Genomic DNA, 15,766 nt, shown 5'->3' with positions numbered 1-15,766 from the left:
GGCAAAATATTGCTCTACTCTTCTAATTCATCCGCCATCGCTGCCAATATTTCTCGTGTAAGAAGGGCTAATGCACGATAAAAAGGCAAAGTTGCTTGAGTTTCTACTTGAGTTAAAAACTTCGCTGCACAAGGCAATAAAAAGGTTTCAAACAATTCTTGTTGGGCCACTAAAGAATCCGAATTATCTTCAAGCCAAGAGGCGGTAAGCAATAATAAAGCAAAATGATCCGCACTTTCCACTTCTGGCATATTGCGTACAAGGCGAAAATTCATAAATTCTTCAACATCAATGCCATAAGCTGAAATAGAGATCATAACTTTACCATTGGTACCAAATAATTTTTGATACTCTTGGTTCAATAAATCGAGATCAATTTTAGCTTGTAGGCTATTCAGCGCTAATTCACTTTCTTTATCAGTATCTAATGCCCAAACTTGATTCAAACCTTTTTGTTGCAACCAAGTGAACGCGCCTGCAAGTACTTCATCGGTAGGAGAACGATAAAAAAGATTACCGAATAATCGACTAATTAATGAAAAATTATTAATTTGTTTTTCAGACATTACGCTTTTTCCTTTAAAAGTGCGGTCAATTTTTCTTGTGTTTTTTGAGCGGCAACTTCAATCATTGCTTTACGCGCCTCATCATCAATTAAATGAATATCACCGAATAATTCAAACTCGACATTTTCAATGCCACAGTAATTAAACAATCCATTAATTAAACAATGATTAAGCGATTTATCCACACCAAATTCTTTATATTTATCAAGATTACTGCCAATAGTAATAAATTGCTGCATTTGTTTATTTTTTAGCAATCCCACTGATTCGCCATTTTCCGTTTTATAGGCAAAGCCGTGACTTAATACGCGATCTAAATAGCCTTTCAAAATTGATGGAAATCCCATCCACCAAAGGGGATAGACCAACGTAATTAAATCCGCTTGAAGGATAAAATTATGCTCTTGCTGGATATCTTCTGGAATAACACCTTTGTTAGCATTCTGCAATTCTTCATGAGATAAAATTGGATTGAAATTCATTTCATAAAGATCACGAAAAAATACATTTACACCATTTTCTTGACTAATTTGCTCAATACGATTAGCAATCGCTCGCCCAAAACTACGTTCTGAATTAGGGTGAGCAAAAATAATTAAGTGGTTCATTTTTCTTACCTATTTGTAGGGAAATAAAACGTGGCAGAAGTCTATCAAAATAGACCGCACTTTGCATATAAAATCACATAAAAAAAGCGGGCATAGCCCGCTCTCTTATTTGCATCATCATTATGCTGCGTTTTTACGTTCTTCTTCCATACATACTGCCGCAGTAAATAATACGTCAGTTGATGAGTTTAATGCCGTTTCAGTTGAGTCTTGTAAAATACCGATAATGAAACCAACACCGATCATTTGTGCAGCGACATCATCAGAAATACCAAATAAGCTACATGCTAATGGGATTAATAATAATGAACCACCTGCCACACCAGATGCACCGCAAGCACAAAGAGAAGCCACGATACTTAATAAAATCGCACTAACAAAAGATACTTCCACACCTAATGTGTGTACTGCCGCTAACGTTAAAATTGTGATCGTGATTGCAGCACCCGCCATATTGATGTTCGCACCCAATGGAATAGAAACAGAATAAGTTTCTTCATCAAGGTTTAAACGTTTTGCTAATTCAATATTCACTGGGATATTTGCCGCAGAACTACGAGTGAAGAATGCAGTTACACCACTTTCGCGTACACAAGTCCATACTAATGGGTACGGATTACGACGAATTTTCCAATAAACTAATGCTGGGTTAATAACAAAAGCAGTGAATAACATTGTACCGATTAATACTGCAAGTAATTGCACATAACCGCCTAATGCGACTAATCCTTTATCAGATAAGGTTTCAGCCACTAAACCGAATACACCAAATGGTGCAAAAGAAATAATGACGTGAACAATTTTTGATACACCTTCTGCAAAATCAGATAATACGTTCTTAGTAGCATCAGATGCATGACGTAACGCTAAACCTAAACCGATAGACCATGCTAATACACCAATAAAGTTTGCTTTGAAAATCGCATTTAATGGATTGTCTACCACATTTAAAATAAGGGTAAATAAAACTTGGCCAACAGCTTGCGGCGCTGAACTTGCATCTTCTTTCGTTGCAAGAACCACTTCCGTTGGGAATACGAAACCCGCAATAACTGCAACAATCGCTGCTAAGAATGTACCGAGAAGGTAAAGCACAATGATTTCTTTCATATTGCTTTTCGTACCAATCTTACGGTTTGCAAGCGCAGCCATAACAAGGAAGAAAATCAAAATTGGCGCAACAGCACGCAATGCTTTAACAAAGATGGTACCTAAAACGCCCACTTTTTCCGCAATATTAAAACCTAAAGCACCTTCGAGGGCAGGTCCAACAAGCGCAATAATGATCCCTAGAACTAAACCAGTCGCAATTCTTTTTACTAAATTGCCCTGGAATAACAGACGAAATAAACGAGATGTGTTCATACTTTTATCTTTCTTTTTAATAAATTTAACTTCAGATTGTTACCAATCCACCTACAAGGGAATTAAAGATAGCGTAAATTCTTATCGAAAGAAAATATTTTTTGTTATTTTTTATCCAATAAGTGAACTTTTTTCTGAATTTATTAGATATTTTTTAAAAACATACTTATAAAAAAATTTTTTATTTAACCTATTGACACCCTGTATGAAACACCAGTAAAATTTAACTGTACAAAAAAACAAGGTAAAAGGTTATTTATCCATATTATTTAACAGGAGATAAGAGAATGAACAACCAAACTTTGACTGCACAATATGAAATGGATTTTTCTTATAATCCACTGCCTTTTTTCAATGATATGGATGACAGCCTTAAATTCAATAAAAAACTAGACTTAAATCTTTATTGTATCAAACGTCCAAAGCAGACCTGTTTTATTCATGTCACCAATCCAAACATGTTAGCTTGGGGAATTGAAAGTGGAGATATGCTAGTCGTCGAAAAAAATGACGATCTTTATTCAGGTGATCTTGTTGTACTTGAAGAAAACAATGAATTTCATGTCTATGAATTTATGGCGCATAACGGCAATTACCTTTTCATGTCATTGGATTCCACTACACCAAATATAAATACAAAAGATTGGTCGAATTTACCTATTGTCGGCACAGTAACCAATACGATTCACCAAATGAAACGTCGCGATAAAATGAAATGGGCAGCATAGTTAAAAGCAAATAAAAAAGTGCGGTGATTTTGATCTGCCCCCCAAAAAGTTGGACAGTTAGTTAACTTAAATATTGAGCTCGGTATTGCACTGGGCTCAATCCTTTGAAACCAAGTTTAATTCGTTTTTGGTTGTAATACACTAAATATTCTTCAATTTCAGCCTGTAATTCAGCAATTGAATGATAAGTTCGAGAGTAAAAGCGCTCTGATTTTAATATTGCAAAAAAACTTTCAATCACTGCATTATCGTAGCAATTTCCTCGGCGACTCATACTTTGCACCGCTTTACCCTTCAACATCTTTACCCATTCCGCCGAGCCATACAATACACCTCGGTCGCTATGAATAATCGGACATTCTGTTGGTTTAATCCTACTAAGCCCTTGTTCTAACATCTTTTTTACCAATGAAAACTTCGGGCGTGTCGCAAAATTATAGGCAATAATTTCTCGGTTAGCCAAGTCCATTAACGGTGAAAAATAAAGCTTTTCTTGCCCAACCTGAAATTCCGTTACATCCGTTACCCATTTTTGATTGAGTGCCGTCGCTGTAAAATCACGATTCAGTAAATTCGGGGCAATATGCGATGTTTTTCCACGTTTCCCATATCTTTTCTTGCGTAAAATGGAATGAATCCCTAACTCGTTCATCAGCTTTAACACCGTTTTATGATTCAAATTAAAACCCATTTGGCGTAATTTAAACGTCATGGGGCGATAACCATCTCGTTTTCTGTTCTTTTTATACAGCGATAAGATAGCTTCTTTAGCTTCGTGATAATTTCGCTTAATCTCTTTATAGTAAAAGCTTGAACGAGGCATTTTAGCTACACGAAGTAAATCATTTAACGCATGGTTTGGCTTCAATCTTTCAATGAGTTTTCTTTTTTCTGTCGTTGTTTTTGACGGTCGAGCTCCTTCAACTTTTTTAGGTAAGCAATCTCCGCTCTAAATAAGGCGAGCTCTCGTTGTAACTTTTTAAACGCTTTGGGTGAAAAGTCTGTGGTTTCTGGAATTTCAATGTCTTTCTTTTTCATCTTTAGCTTCACTATTTTCGGTGTTTGAAGGTTTGCATAAGGCGATTTTACGCCATCAAGCCCTCTTTCCCGAAATGCTTTTAGCCAATAAATAACGAGAGCATGGGAAATTTTATGAAGTTTAGCCACTTCACGGATACCATAATCCTGTTCGGTGACGAGTTTGATAATTTTCAAACGAAATTGATAAGAGTAGGACATAATCTGCACCTCAAATTAGGTGTCCAGGTTTTGGGGTGCAGATCACTTAAGCCGATTATTTATCTAATTGAACAGGAAGAAATAAGCTTAATGGACGTTTTCTCACAATTTGACAAACTTCATGCCAAATTGCCCACCAGCTGTCAATTTCCGTATTTAAAGAGCGCAGTGCGACCCAAAGTGTCAATGAAAAACTGACCATTAAATTCACTAAACCAATCAGCAACACAAAAGCAATGCATTGTAAAAAGAATGGATAGGCAAATTGTCCACTGACTGCACTATATCCTAAATTCGCTGATGAAAATGCAACATGACGAATATCTAACGGGAGATGAGTTAAATATCCCACTAAACCGGTAAGCCCAAGTAACATACCAAAACAGAAGTTACCAATAAGCGAGCCATAATTCTCATGCATATAATTAGCAAATTTAACGCGAGACTTCTCAGACATCAATTTTTTTAATAACGGATGTTGTACTAAACGCATGCGCATATTCAAATAATTGCTACGATTATCAAAATAGCCAGAAATAATTCCGGAGCAGAATAACCATACACCTGCAATAGCTGCGAACCATAAAGAACCATCTAAAGGATCAATACGGTGTAATTGATAGGCTATTTTCTCTGAATTCATCAATGGTTCACCTGTTTGATGTTGATAAACAAAAGCAATTAATGCCGCTAATCCCATAGCAACTACTACATTGCCTAAAACGGCCACGCTTTGGGAACGAAATACATCCACTAATAACTGGGCTAATTTCATATTTAATGTTTTGCCTTGTGGATTTTTCTCTACTGCCTCAGCAAAACGAGCAGCTGTCATGGCTGGCTGTTTGGTTGCAACCGTGAAATGCAACATAAAGATCACCATAAAACCGAAGCCGTAATTTAAACCTTCGGCAAGACCTTTCCAAACTTTATCATCAATAATGCTGCCTAAATAGGTTTTAAATAGCGCCATCAGTGCAATTAATACACCACCACCAGCCGCAGAATAAAACATTGCCCAGTACTCTTTTTTATCTCGCGTAATGTAATGCTCGCCATGATCGCCCGCATTTTGGGTAATGCTACGTGAAATTAATCCTGAGCTTTGTTTCCATAATCGGGAAATACTATGTCGCTCTGCAGCTGCACGGGCAAAACAACCCGTTAATAACAATATTCGACGCGGTAAATAGCGATTTGAAACAAAAATTGCCATCAACGTTTCTAATCGTTCTAAAGTCTGGGAAAGACGTTCTAATAAATACGCTGTATTTAAGGAAGACCCCACTACTGCCCCACGTTTCTGTAAGCCAATAATCAATGCCTTACATTGATCAAACATTACCTGTAAATGGCTATCATCAAAATCTATTGATTGGCGACGCGCTGCTACCCAATCAACCACCTCATGGTGTAAAGCAACAAAAGGTGAATCAGCATTTAACAGAGAGGGTTCCATTCGCATCAGCTCAGGATCCATATCTTCAGCTGCAATCCAAATTGAAAGCATCTCTATGGCAAATAGCCCTTCACTTTCAATATGATTTTTTAAACGTTCCCGATCTTTTTGTTCTGTATAACGGGTTAAAACGCCAAATACGCCTCGCCACGTTTTTAATGGGACGGCATCAATCCAGCGCGCATCATTTTTATCACTAAACAATAAATAAAAAATATCACGTAAATCATTAATATCTTTAAAAGAGGGGTTAAAACGCTCATAAATACGCGTTTTCATTTCCTGTCCAAAACCGCCTCGTGTAAGAATACCGCTACTAATAAACAAGGGATAAAGGCGTAAACCACATAACCAACCACATAATAATTTCGAAACAGAACATCCTAATTCTTTATCTTTCTTTAAGATAAACTTAAACAAATGCAAGGTCGGAGAAATTTTTTCTGTGGGGCTGCTACGTAATAATTGGCACAAGCCCTCCACGAGACCAAAGGCATCGTTTTCCGCCACTTTGTTACGCAAAAATTGCGGTAAGGTATCGATTTTAATCATGAGCTTCCCCCTCATATCGTTTATATTCAAAAGCGTGACATTATACAGCGCTGTTGGATAAAGTAAAAATTAACGGAAAAAGCGATCTGCCCCCCAAAAAGTTGGACAGGTTAGTTAACTTAAATATTCTTCAATTTCAGCCTGTAATTCAGCAATTGAATGATAAGTCCGTGAGTGAAAACACTCTGATTTTAGTATCGCAAAAAACTTTCAATCACCGCATTATCGTAGCAATTTCCTCGGCGACTCATACTTTGCACCGCTTTACCTTTTGGCGTAATTTGAGCGTCATGGGGCGATAACCATCTCGGTTTTTGTTCTTTTTATACGGCGATAAAATAGCATCTTTAGCTTCGTGATAGTTTCGCTTAATCTCTTTATAGTAAAAGCTTGGCGAGGCATTTTAGCCACTCGAAGTAAATCATTTAACGCGTGGCTTGGCTTCAAGCTTTCAATGATTTTTCTTTTTTCTGTCGTTGTTTTTGACGGTCGAGCGCTTCCAACTCCTTTAGGTAAGCAATCTCCGCACGAGCCAAGGCGAGCTCTCGTTGTAACTTTTTAAACGCTTTAGGTGAAAAGTCTGTGGTTTCTGGAATTTCAATGTCTTTCTTTTTCATCTTTGGCTTCACTATTTTCGGGGTTTGAAGGTTTGTATAATGCGATTTTACGCCATCAAGTCCTCTTTCCCGAAATGCTTTTAGCCAATAAATGACGAGAGAATGGGAAATTTGGTGAAGTTTAGCCACCTCACGGATACCATAATCCTGCTCGGTGACGAGTTTGATAATTTTCAAACGAAATGGATAAGAGTAAGACATAATCTGCACCTCAAAATAGGTGTCCAGGTTTTTGGGGTGCAGATCAAAGTGCGGTCAAAATTAACCGCACTTTTGCTTAAATATTTTCTTAGATAGAAGTATCCAATTCTGGGAAAGATTTTACTAAATCATCAATCGCCTTCATTTGAGACACAAAGCCTTCAAGCGCAGAAAGAGGCAATGCAGATGGGCCATCACATTTCGCTTGATTTGGATTTGGATGCGCTTCTAAGAATAAACCTGCAATTCCTACCGCTAAACCTGAACGCGCTAATTCGGTTACTTGTGCACGACGGCCACCTGATGCTGCCCCAAATGGATCACGGCATTGAAGCGAATGGGTTACATCAAAAATAACCGGGCTACCCTTAGATACTTTTTTCATAACGCTGAAGCCAAGCATATCCACAATTAAATTATCGTATCCAAAGTTTGTACCACGATCACAAAGAATGATTTTATCGTTACCACATTCTTCGATTTTTTCCACAATATTACCCATTTGACCAGGGCTTAAAAATTGTGGTTTTTTCACATTAATCACTGCGCCTGTTTTTGCCATCGCTTCAACGAGATCTGTTTGACGCGCCAAAAAGGCGGGAAGTTGAATAATATCGACAACATCTGCAACAGGCTGACATTGATAGATTTCGTGTACATCGGTAATAATTTTTACACCGAATGTATCTTTTAATTCTTGGAAAATTTTTAATCCTTCTTCCATACCTGGGCCACGGTAAGAATGAATAGATGATCGATTCGCTTTGTCAAAAGAAGCCTTGAACACATAAGGCACGCCCAATTTTTCCGTCACTTTCACATAGGCTTCGCACACTTGCATTGCCATATCTCGGCTTTCAAGAACGTTCATTCCGCCAAAAAGCACGAAAGGTTTGTCATTTGCAACATCAATATTGCCAATTTTTACAATTTTATTTTGCATAAATTTTCCTTAAATCAATGGAGGGGAAAAGTATCTTTATCAATCTCGCCCTTAAGTTCTAAAAGTTGAGTTCGGATTAAAGCCGCAGTTGGGTCTTCCGGACAACGTTCCACAAAAAATTCTAAATCTTTCAATGCTGAAGGATAGGCACCCATCTGAGCTAAAACTAAACCGCGATCGCGGATATGATAAGGATCTTCATCATTGCCAATCAGTAAATTCTCAATATAACGGTATGCCATGTCGTTATGCTCTTCGCGGATGAGCGAATTCTTCGCCAGTTGCTCAAAACGAGAATAAAGCAAAGAAAGATCGGCTCTATCAAGTTCTTCAGCTTGAATTTGCACACCAAAACCAAATGCCCCTTCATAAAGTTGCTGTAATTTTTCTTGCGATATATAAGTGCCATCCCAAGGATCAATAAAAGCCACTTCATCTCTTACTTCGGCACGTAAAATGAGCTGTGTTGGGAAATTTACCGGGTAAATCGGCAAATCCAATACCTCGGCTAAATAAAGCACAATTGCCCCAAGCGTCACTGGCATTCCTTGGCGGTGCTCCAACACATAAGGCAAATATAAATTACGCGCGTAGAAATACTCTTCTGAATCACAATGAAAGCCCCAATCACCATAAAATAGCTGTAGTAACTGATGAATCTGCTCTTCTTTCGGCCAATCTGGCGAAATTTCTTTACGCGCTCGACGCACAAACCCACCGATTTTTCCCCGAAGTTGCGCTTCTGATGTGCCATCATCTGAGATGGTATTATAAAAATGCACAAATTGATCGTATAACGCACGTCGATAATATTTCATTACTTCTTCCAAAAACCTAAAGTGACGCGCTCATTGTCGCCATAATCACGCACGGTTTCAACCATTTCCCAATGATTTTCTTGGAAAATTGACCGCACTTTTTCGCCTTGTTGCCATCCATGCTCAAGTAATAATACGCCATTAGAATTCAAATAACTCGGTGCTAATTCAATAATATGACGTAAATCAGCATACCCCGCATCATTGGCAACTAATGCAGAAAGGGGTTCAAAACGCACATCACCTTGACGTAAATGTTCATCTTGAGCATCAATATAAGGCGGATTACTAACAATAAGATCAAACTGCCCTGTTATATTTTCAAACCAACGACTCTGCAAAAATTGCACATTTAACTTATTTCTTTCTGCATTAAATTGAGCTAACGCCACAACATCAGGAATAAGATCAACACCAATGATTTCTAATGAAATCGGCTGTTTTTGACAAATAGAGGAAAGCTCCGAGGCTAATGCTAACGCGATAGCGCCTGTACCGGTGCCAAGATCAAGAATACGAAAGTGCGGTGGATTTTCTTGTAATTTTTCTAAAGCAATTTGTAATGCCTTTTCCACTAAAATTTCAGTATCTGGTCTTGGAATTAAGGTGCCTTTTGAGACATTTAACGGCAACGACCAAAATTCTTTTTCACCAAGAATATAAGCAATAGGTTCGCCTTTTAGACGACGATCTAAAAGTGCGGTCAATTTTAACCGCACTTTTTCATCAATCTCGGTATCATCAAAAGCAAGGATTTGCGTACGCGATTTGCCAGTAGCATGTTGAAGAAGCACAAGTACATCAATTTTACTATTTTCAGAGGGATTTTTTTGTGCTAAATCCGCCATCGCTTGTGCCAGCCATTCTTTATAATTCATTATTTTTCGTCTTTTAACACAATTGTGCCAGCCACTAAATCAGTTAAAGAACGACGATCATCGCGCACAAGTGCAACAATACCGCTAATAATCAATAAGAAACTCGTCCACGCCAATAAAATATCAATAATCTCACGGCCGATGTATTTACCAAATTCAACAGGCTGATTGGTATGATAATTAAATACACGCAAGCCTAACCAGCGTTTTGCTATTGTTTGACCATAAGTTTTCATGAAATATAACTGAAAACCAGCATATACAATCGTCCCCACTACACCGGCAAAATCCCCCAATGCAAAACCGAGAGCAACCATCACCCAAAGTACAAGCCCATTAATCATACTCGCAAGCCAACGTTTAAAACGGCTTGCTTGAGCAGGTTGAGAAGGCTTGAAAGCAGAAGAAAATTCAGCATCTTTTTGATTTTCAATGATCATTTTATTTCCCTGTAAAGTTAAAAAGGACATCTGAAATCAGATGCCCCTATCATTAATTCTGTTCAGACAATGCCGCCAACTGATCCGCTTGATATTCGGTAATAATCGGCTGAATCAGTTCATCAATTTTACCATTCATCACTTCATCCAAACGGTAAATAGTGAGATTGATACGGTGATCTGTTACTCGACCTTGCGGATAATTATATGTACGAATTTTATCAGAACGATCGCCCGAACCTAATAAGTTACGGCGCATATCTGTTTGTTCTGCAGCTTGGCGTTCTTGGTCTGCTTGAACAATACGTGACGCTAATACCGACATTGCTTTCGCTTTATTTTTGTGCTGTGAACGCTCATCCTGACATTCCACCACAATACCTGTTGGAATATGTGTAATACGCACCGCAGAATCCGTCGTATTTACGTGCTGACCACCTGCACCTGATGAGCGATAAGTATCAATACGCAAATCTGCTGGATTAATTTCTGGCATTTCAGATTCAGGCAATTCTGGCATTACCGCAACAGTACAAGCAGAAGTGTGGATACGCCCTTGTGATTCAGTTTTTGGTACGCGTTGCACACGATGACCGCCAGATTCAAACTTCAACTGACCATACACACCTTCGCCAGTGACTTTAACAATCACCTCTTTATAACCGCCTTGCTCACTTTCATTAGCACTTAGCATTTCTACACGCCAGCGTTTACTTTCAGCATAGCGACTGTACATACGGAATAAATCACCCGCAAAAATACCCGCTTCATCACCGCCTGTTCCCGCACGGATTTCTAAATAGCAGTTATATTCATCATTAGGATCTTTCGGCAGTAAAAGAATTTGAAGTTGTTGTTCCACTTCTTCAATTTCCGCTTTGGATTCTTCGATTTCCATTTGCGCCATTTCTTTCATTTCAGGATCGTCGAGCAATATTTCAGCTTCTTCAATATTTTGATTTAATTGCGTCCAACGATTAAAACATTTCACCACTTCTTCAAGTTGTGAATATTCTTTAGAATACGCACGGAATTTATCCTGATCACTAATTACAGAAACATCGCCCAATAAGGCTTCTAGCTCTTCATAACGTTCTTTTAAACTTTCTAATTTTGCAATAATGGAATCTTTCATCATTTATAAGTCACCGAAAATAAAATCGGCGTATTCTAGCCGATTTTAGGGAAAATTGACAGCGAAAAGGAAATTAAGAATCTCAGACGCTTTATTTGTGATTTACCCACTATTTATTGATGTCTTCTTTTTGATTAAGCTCACGATATTTATCACACCCTTCTTGACTGCGTAAATCACAAGCATCGCCAAAGTATTTTTTGGCTTTGGATTTATCTTTTTCCAACTCGCCTAGCTTAATTAACACTTTCGGATCTTTACTTAACACCAATTCTTCTTTAATCGCTTCGATTTTTTCTTGAAGCTCAGGTTGTTTTGGTAAATCATCACGACTAAGAATATTCAGTTTAAAATCGGTTATATCAGTAATTTTTTTCTCTTTACAAGTCGAATGTTCATTACATCTATTCAGTAGTTCTTCAACCATTTCCTCATTCTTTGGACTAACTAAACCTAATAAATAAAGCGTGGCTAGATTTTGGTAAATATCAAAATCTACACGTCCAAGTAATAGTAGAAAAAAATCAGATGAACTATTTATTTTTATATTTTTATAAGCTTCACTATACCAATAAAATGCTTTCTGCCAATCTTGTTGCACACCATCACCATAAAAATAGGCATTTCCTAAATGTGCTTGAGACGCTGGAAATCCTGCTTCAGCGTTTTGGGTCAATAACATTATTGCACTTAATTTATCTCCTTTAGCAAGCAAGCGGAGTGCCTGGGAATCTTTCGCATTATAACTTCCTAATTGAATAGCTTTTTCAAGGTATTCATCTTTTCTTTGCTTATATAAATTCGATAATTGATAATAAGCCTCAGCATAATTCTGTGCCACAGCTTTCTCATACCATTTTTTAGCAAATTCTTCTTGATCATTACTTTTATAGATTTTAGCCAACTGAAATTGTGCAGCTGGATAACCTTTTTCAGCCAATACACGCAAACGCTCAGCAGGAAAGTTTTCTAATTCCTCGCTTGCCTTTATATCTGCATAATGCTGTTCACGCTCTAATAAACGTTCCAACTTCCGAATTTCTGCCTGTTCTGGGTAATATTGGGTAAAATACACTGCTCCGCCACCAATTACTGCTAATAATAAAACGGCTAAGGTTAATTTTTTCTTCATTATTTTTATCCTTATTAGACTTATAATTAAATAAAACACAATTTTTACTCGCCAATATGAGCTGTAAACGTGGTATTACATCTCCCCTCTATTCAACTTACCGTAAAACTCACAACCTTGTTGATCGCCATTATCACAAGCCTTACCAAGCCATTCTTTGGCGAGAGTTCTATCTTTCTGAATACCTCGTCCAATAAGATACGACAGACCTAATTTAAACTGCCCATCTTTACTACCATTTTCCGCTGCTTTCTTAAACCACTTTACGGCTTTAAAATCATCTTGTTTGGCACCACGCCCTGCACTATAAGCCGAACCTAAATTAACCTGAGCATCTGCATCCCCCTGCTCTGCTGCTTTGCGATACCATTTCACCGCTTCAAAATCATCTTGTTTTACGCCTCGCCCGTTGCCATACATTAAGCCCAAATTAAATTGAGCCTTTGCATCTCCCTGCTCCGCCGCTTTGCGATACCATTTCAACGCTTCAAAATAATCTTGTTTTACCCCTTGTCCATTTTCATACATCACACCCAAATTAAATTGAACACCTGCATATCCCTGCTCCGCCATAGGCAACCAAAGTTTAAAGGCAGTTTGATAATCGCCTCTCGTCGTTGCTTCAAGACCTTGTTGGAATTGTTGCACAGGCGTATCCGCCCAAGCGGTGGATTGAAAAGAAAATACAGAAGCACCGAAAAGTGCGGTGGTTAAAAGGTTTTTTGTGAGTTTCATTTTAATTTCCTATTAAATTGAATGAATGGATAATCTTTTAGTTTTATTCACTAAAATTGGCGTATAAATTGCAAAATCTTTAAGTACTTCACCATGTGGATGCCCTTTTCTTCGTTGGCTATCAGCTGAAAATACACTAATACAAGGCGACAATATCTTCGCTAATCCTTGTTGCCAATTATGCTTTGAACCGTGATGGGGAACTTGCAAGCAATAAATTCTCGCCATTCTCTCCGCACCTAATGATTGCATTAAATCGGTTAATAATAGCAAATCATTTAAAAATGCATCGCCAGTGTATAAAATGGCATTTTTTGTTTTATCCTTTGGAATAACCGCTATTTCATTTTCATTGTCTATCGAAACATCAAAAATATGATTATTTCCCATTCTCCAAAAAGAAGAGAGTTTTATATTTCGAATATATAAATATTGAGAAATAATATTTTTGTGTTTACTTCCATTTCCAAATGCAAGAGTGTAGAGTGTTTTTAAGGCTGGAGTTGGATCTGTGGAATTAAACTGATGAGATTGAATAATTTGTTTAACCTGCTTTTGAAAAGCGGTCAAATTTGTTGGCACTTTTGCAAGCAAATGAAATGGCACGTTATATAAAACAAGTTCAAACTGTTCTTCGCCTTTTCTTAATAAAAGGGCTTTATCAGGATTGAGCCAATGTACATTTTGTTCTAAGTTAGCAAATTCATCTGATAATTTTTTAGTAGTTTCAAAAGAAAGTACATCATCAAAATTACTTGGTTCAAGACTTATCGAAATTTCATTCTCATTTTCTTTTGCAGGTAATAAGAGAAATTGGGTTTCTTTTAATTCTTCAGCAAAATCAGTTTTGAAATATTGAATAGGGTTTTGATAAAATGCCCATTCTTCATCATCTGGCTGAATCTCTAAAAGAGAAGCAATTACTAAGCGTTGCCATAAAGGATAATAAGGCACAACCCAGCGTTTTATTTTTCGCCTATTTTTGAGTAGTTCTTTTACACCACTAATATGATCTTTATCAAAATGCGAAAGTACTAATAAATCAATATCCCCTTGATTTTTATTAGAATTATATTTATTTACTGCATTTTGAATAAGTTTTTGACTTGAACTTGTGCCACAATCATAAACCCAATGGAAAGCCAGAGCGTCTCCCATTTGAATATGCCCACTTGAAAATAAGCCCTGCCCCACATTCCAAAATTCGCATTGTAAAGTTGGCATTAGAGTTCCCCTCTATTTAGCTTACCGTAATATTCACATCCTATTTGATATCCATTATCACAAGCCTTACCAAACCATTCTTTAGCGAGTGTTCTATCTTTCTGAATACCTCGTCCAATAAGATACGACAGACCTAATTTAAACTGCCCATTTTCACTACCATTTTCCGCTGCTTTCTTAAACCACTTTACGGCTTTAAAATCATCTTGTTTGACACCACGCCCTGCACTATAAGCCGAACCTAAATTAACCTGAGCATCTGCATACCCCTGCTCCGCTGCTTTCTTAAACCACTTTACGGCTTCAAAATCATCTTGTTTGACGCCTTGTCCGTTGCCATACATTAAGCCCAAATTAAATTGAGCACTTGCATCTCCCTGTTCCGCCGCTTTGCGATACCATTTCAACGCTTCAAAATCATCTTGTTTTACGCCTTGTCCGTTGTCATACATCACGCCCAAATTAAATTGAGCACTTACATTCCCCTGTTCCGCCGCTTTGCGATACCATTTCACCGCTTCAACATCATCTTGTTTGACGCCTTGTCCGTTGCCATACATTAAGCCCAAATTATATTGAGCACTTGCATTCCCCTGCTCCGCCGCTTTGCGATACCATTTCACCGCTTCAACATCATCTTGTTTGACGCCTTGTCCGTTGCCATACATCACGCCCAAATTAACCTGAGCATCTGCATACCCCTGCTCTGCCGCTTGGCGATACCATTTCACCGCTTCGAAATCATCTTGTTTTACGCCTCGTCCATTGGCATACATATTACCCAAATTAAATTGAGCATCTGCATACCCCTGCTCCGCCGCTTTGCGATACCATTTCACCGCTTCAAAATCATCTTGTTTGACGCCTCGCCCGTTGTCATACATTAAGCCCAAATTATATTGAGCATCTGCATCCCCCTGCTCTGCCAAAGGCAGCCAAAGTTTAAAGGCTGTTTGATAATCCTCTCTCGTAGCGGCTTCAAAACCTTGTTGGAATTGCTGCGCAGGCGTATCTGCCCAAGCAGTATAATGAAAAGAAGCAAGTGAAAAGCCAAGAATAGCAGTAGTAATAAGTGTTTTTGAGAATTTCATAAAATCGTCCATTTATTAATCAATAATTGAAATAA

18 protein-coding genes are annotated in these 15,766 nt (G+C 37.9%); 1 reads left to right on the top strand and 17 read right to left on the bottom strand.

Features of this window, described 5'->3' with window-relative positions:
* Positions 1-14 precede the first annotated feature (14 nt).
* The 3 genes from FE813_RS07915 to sstT all read right to left on the bottom strand — a co-directional run bounded on the left by FE813_RS07915 (position 15) and on the right by sstT (position 2,539).
* Positions 15-566 carry a TorD/DmsD family molecular chaperone gene (locus FE813_RS07915; RefSeq protein WP_139990140.1) on the bottom strand — a complete coding sequence of 184 codons (552 nt, stop codon included), beginning with the start codon at positions 564-566 and terminating at the stop codon, positions 15-17.
* Entirely contained in the window at positions 566-1,174 is a 609-nt protein-coding gene (locus FE813_RS07910; RefSeq protein ID WP_139990139.1) for an NAD(P)H-dependent oxidoreductase, read from the bottom strand. The genes FE813_RS07915 and FE813_RS07910 overlap by 1 nt, the downstream gene beginning before the upstream one ends.
* Positions 1,175-1,294: 120 nt before the next feature.
* Positions 1,295-2,539, bottom strand: coding sequence for a serine/threonine transporter SstT (gene sstT / locus FE813_RS07905; protein ID WP_009500594.1), 1,245 nt, complete (start codon positions 2,537-2,539; stop codon positions 1,295-1,297).
* Positions 2,540-2,826: 287 nt separating this feature from the next.
* Between sstT and FE813_RS07900 the strand changes: the two genes are divergently transcribed.
* On the top strand, positions 2,827-3,267 hold the full coding sequence (locus tag FE813_RS07900; RefSeq protein WP_139990138.1) for a LexA family protein: 441 nt from the start codon (positions 2,827-2,829) through the stop codon (positions 3,265-3,267).
* Positions 3,268-3,328: 61 nt separating this feature from the next.
* On the opposite strand, the gene FE813_RS07895 is transcribed toward FE813_RS07900, so the two are convergent.
* From FE813_RS07895 to FE813_RS07825, 14 genes are all read right to left on the bottom strand, one after another.
* Positions 3,329-4,135, bottom strand: a complete 807-nt coding sequence (locus FE813_RS07895; protein ID WP_180978715.1) for an IS3 family transposase — start codon at positions 4,133-4,135, stop codon at positions 3,329-3,331.
* On the bottom strand, positions 4,132-4,506 hold the full coding sequence (locus FE813_RS07890) for a transposase (protein ID WP_139990136.1): 375 nt from the start codon (positions 4,504-4,506) through the stop codon (positions 4,132-4,134). The genes FE813_RS07895 and FE813_RS07890 overlap by 4 nt, the downstream gene beginning before the upstream one ends.
* Positions 4,507-4,561: 55 nt before the next feature.
* A complete protein-coding gene (locus FE813_RS07885) occupies positions 4,562-6,517 on the bottom strand; it encodes a site-specific recombinase (RefSeq protein WP_139990135.1) in 1,956 nt (651 codons plus the stop codon).
* Positions 6,518-6,631: 114 nt separating this feature from the next.
* Positions 6,632-6,715 carry an IS3 family transposase gene (locus FE813_RS10815; RefSeq protein WP_139990170.1) on the bottom strand — a complete coding sequence of 28 codons (84 nt, stop codon included), beginning with the start codon at positions 6,713-6,715 and terminating at the stop codon, positions 6,632-6,634.
* A 245-nt stretch (positions 6,716-6,960) separates the two neighbouring features.
* A complete protein-coding gene (locus FE813_RS07870) occupies positions 6,961-7,335 on the bottom strand; it encodes a helix-turn-helix domain-containing protein (RefSeq protein ID WP_139990134.1) in 375 nt (124 codons plus the stop codon).
* 88 nt (positions 7,336-7,423) lie between these two features.
* A complete protein-coding gene (gene kdsA / locus FE813_RS07865; RefSeq protein ID WP_139990133.1) occupies positions 7,424-8,278 on the bottom strand; it encodes a 3-deoxy-8-phosphooctulonate synthase in 855 nt (284 codons plus the stop codon).
* A 14-nt stretch (positions 8,279-8,292) separates the two neighbouring features.
* Complete coding sequence (locus FE813_RS07860) at positions 8,293-9,096, bottom strand: SirB1 family protein (RefSeq protein WP_065264705.1); 804 nt, start codon at positions 9,094-9,096, stop codon at positions 8,293-8,295.
* Positions 9,096-9,974: a peptide chain release factor N(5)-glutamine methyltransferase gene (gene prmC / locus FE813_RS07855; RefSeq protein WP_139990132.1), complete on the bottom strand. Its 879-nt coding sequence runs from the start codon at positions 9,972-9,974 to the stop codon at positions 9,096-9,098. The genes FE813_RS07860 and prmC overlap by 1 nt, the downstream gene beginning before the upstream one ends.
* Positions 9,974-10,414 (bottom strand): RDD family protein, encoded by a 441-nt coding sequence (locus FE813_RS07850; RefSeq protein WP_180978714.1) that lies wholly within the window; start codon positions 10,412-10,414, stop codon positions 9,974-9,976. The genes prmC and FE813_RS07850 overlap by 1 nt, the downstream gene beginning before the upstream one ends.
* A 52-nt stretch (positions 10,415-10,466) precedes the next feature.
* Positions 10,467-11,549, bottom strand: coding sequence for a peptide chain release factor 1 (gene prfA, locus FE813_RS07845; protein ID WP_180978718.1), 1,083 nt, complete (start codon positions 11,547-11,549; stop codon positions 10,467-10,469).
* A gap of 109 nt (positions 11,550-11,658) precedes the next feature.
* The gene (locus FE813_RS07840; RefSeq protein ID WP_258038744.1) at positions 11,659-12,720 is read right to left on the bottom strand and encodes a tetratricopeptide repeat protein; all 1,062 of its coding nucleotides are present in this window, start codon (positions 12,718-12,720) and stop codon (positions 11,659-11,661) included.
* Between the two features lie 36 nt (positions 12,721-12,756).
* Complete coding sequence (locus tag FE813_RS07835) at positions 12,757-13,416, bottom strand: tetratricopeptide repeat protein (protein ID WP_139990129.1); 660 nt, start codon at positions 13,414-13,416, stop codon at positions 12,757-12,759.
* A 12-nt stretch (positions 13,417-13,428) separates the two neighbouring features.
* Entirely contained in the window at positions 13,429-14,640 is a 1,212-nt protein-coding gene (locus tag FE813_RS07830) for an MBL fold metallo-hydrolase (protein ID WP_139990128.1), read from the bottom strand.
* Positions 14,640-15,731: an SEL1-like repeat protein gene (locus FE813_RS07825; RefSeq protein ID WP_139990127.1), complete on the bottom strand. Its 1,092-nt coding sequence runs from the start codon at positions 15,729-15,731 to the stop codon at positions 14,640-14,642. Before FE813_RS07825 ends, FE813_RS07830 begins: the two co-directional genes overlap by 1 nt.
* Positions 15,732-15,766: the final 35 nt, after the last annotated feature.

The organism is Haemophilus seminalis, from assembly GCF_006384255.1.
Lineage (GTDB): Bacteria > Pseudomonadota > Gammaproteobacteria > Enterobacterales > Pasteurellaceae > Haemophilus > Haemophilus seminalis.
The sequence above is the reverse complement of the archived record's forward strand: the minus strand, read 5'-3'. Positions and strand labels throughout refer to the sequence as shown.

What these genes read in the sequence shown, in the direction of transcription:
- FE813_RS07915 (WP_139990140.1), bottom strand. Translation starts at nt 566, where the DNA reads ATGTCTGAAAAACAAATTAATAATTTTTCATTAATTAGTCGATTATTC.
- FE813_RS07910 (WP_139990139.1), bottom strand. Translation starts at nt 1,174, where the DNA reads ATGAACCACTTAATTATTTTTGCTCACCCTAATTCAGAACGTAGTTTT.
- sstT (WP_009500594.1), bottom strand. Translation starts at nt 2,539, where the DNA reads ATGAACACATCTCGTTTATTTCGTCTGTTATTCCAGGGCAATTTAGTA.
- FE813_RS07900 (WP_139990138.1), top strand. Translation starts at nt 2,827, where the DNA reads ATGAACAACCAAACTTTGACTGCACAATATGAAATGGATTTTTCTTAT.
- FE813_RS07890 (WP_139990136.1), bottom strand. Translation starts at nt 4,506, where the DNA reads ATGTCCTACTCTTATCAATTTCGTTTGAAAATTATCAAACTCGTCACC.
- FE813_RS07885 (WP_139990135.1), bottom strand. Translation starts at nt 6,517, where the DNA reads ATGATTAAAATCGATACCTTACCGCAATTTTTGCGTAACAAAGTGGCG.
- FE813_RS07870 (WP_139990134.1), bottom strand. Translation starts at nt 7,335, where the DNA reads ATGTCTTACTCTTATCCATTTCGTTTGAAAATTATCAAACTCGTCACC.
- kdsA (WP_139990133.1), bottom strand. Translation starts at nt 8,278, where the DNA reads ATGCAAAATAAAATTGTAAAAATTGGCAATATTGATGTTGCAAATGAC.
- FE813_RS07860 (WP_065264705.1), bottom strand. Translation starts at nt 9,096, where the DNA reads ATGAAATATTATCGACGTGCGTTATACGATCAATTTGTGCATTTTTAT.
- prmC (WP_139990132.1), bottom strand. Translation starts at nt 9,974, where the DNA reads ATGAATTATAAAGAATGGCTGGCACAAGCGATGGCGGATTTAGCACAA.
- FE813_RS07850 (WP_180978714.1), bottom strand. Translation starts at nt 10,414, where the DNA reads ATGATCATTGAAAATCAAAAAGATGCTGAATTTTCTTCTGCTTTCAAG.
- prfA (WP_180978718.1), bottom strand. Translation starts at nt 11,549, where the DNA reads ATGAAAGATTCCATTATTGCAAAATTAGAAAGTTTAAAAGAACGTTAT.
- FE813_RS07835 (WP_139990129.1), bottom strand. Translation starts at nt 13,416, where the DNA reads ATGAAACTCACAAAAAACCTTTTAACCACCGCACTTTTCGGTGCTTCT.
- FE813_RS07830 (WP_139990128.1), bottom strand. Translation starts at nt 14,640, where the DNA reads ATGCCAACTTTACAATGCGAATTTTGGAATGTGGGGCAGGGCTTATTT.
- FE813_RS07825 (WP_139990127.1), bottom strand. Translation starts at nt 15,731, where the DNA reads ATGAAATTCTCAAAAACACTTATTACTACTGCTATTCTTGGCTTTTCA.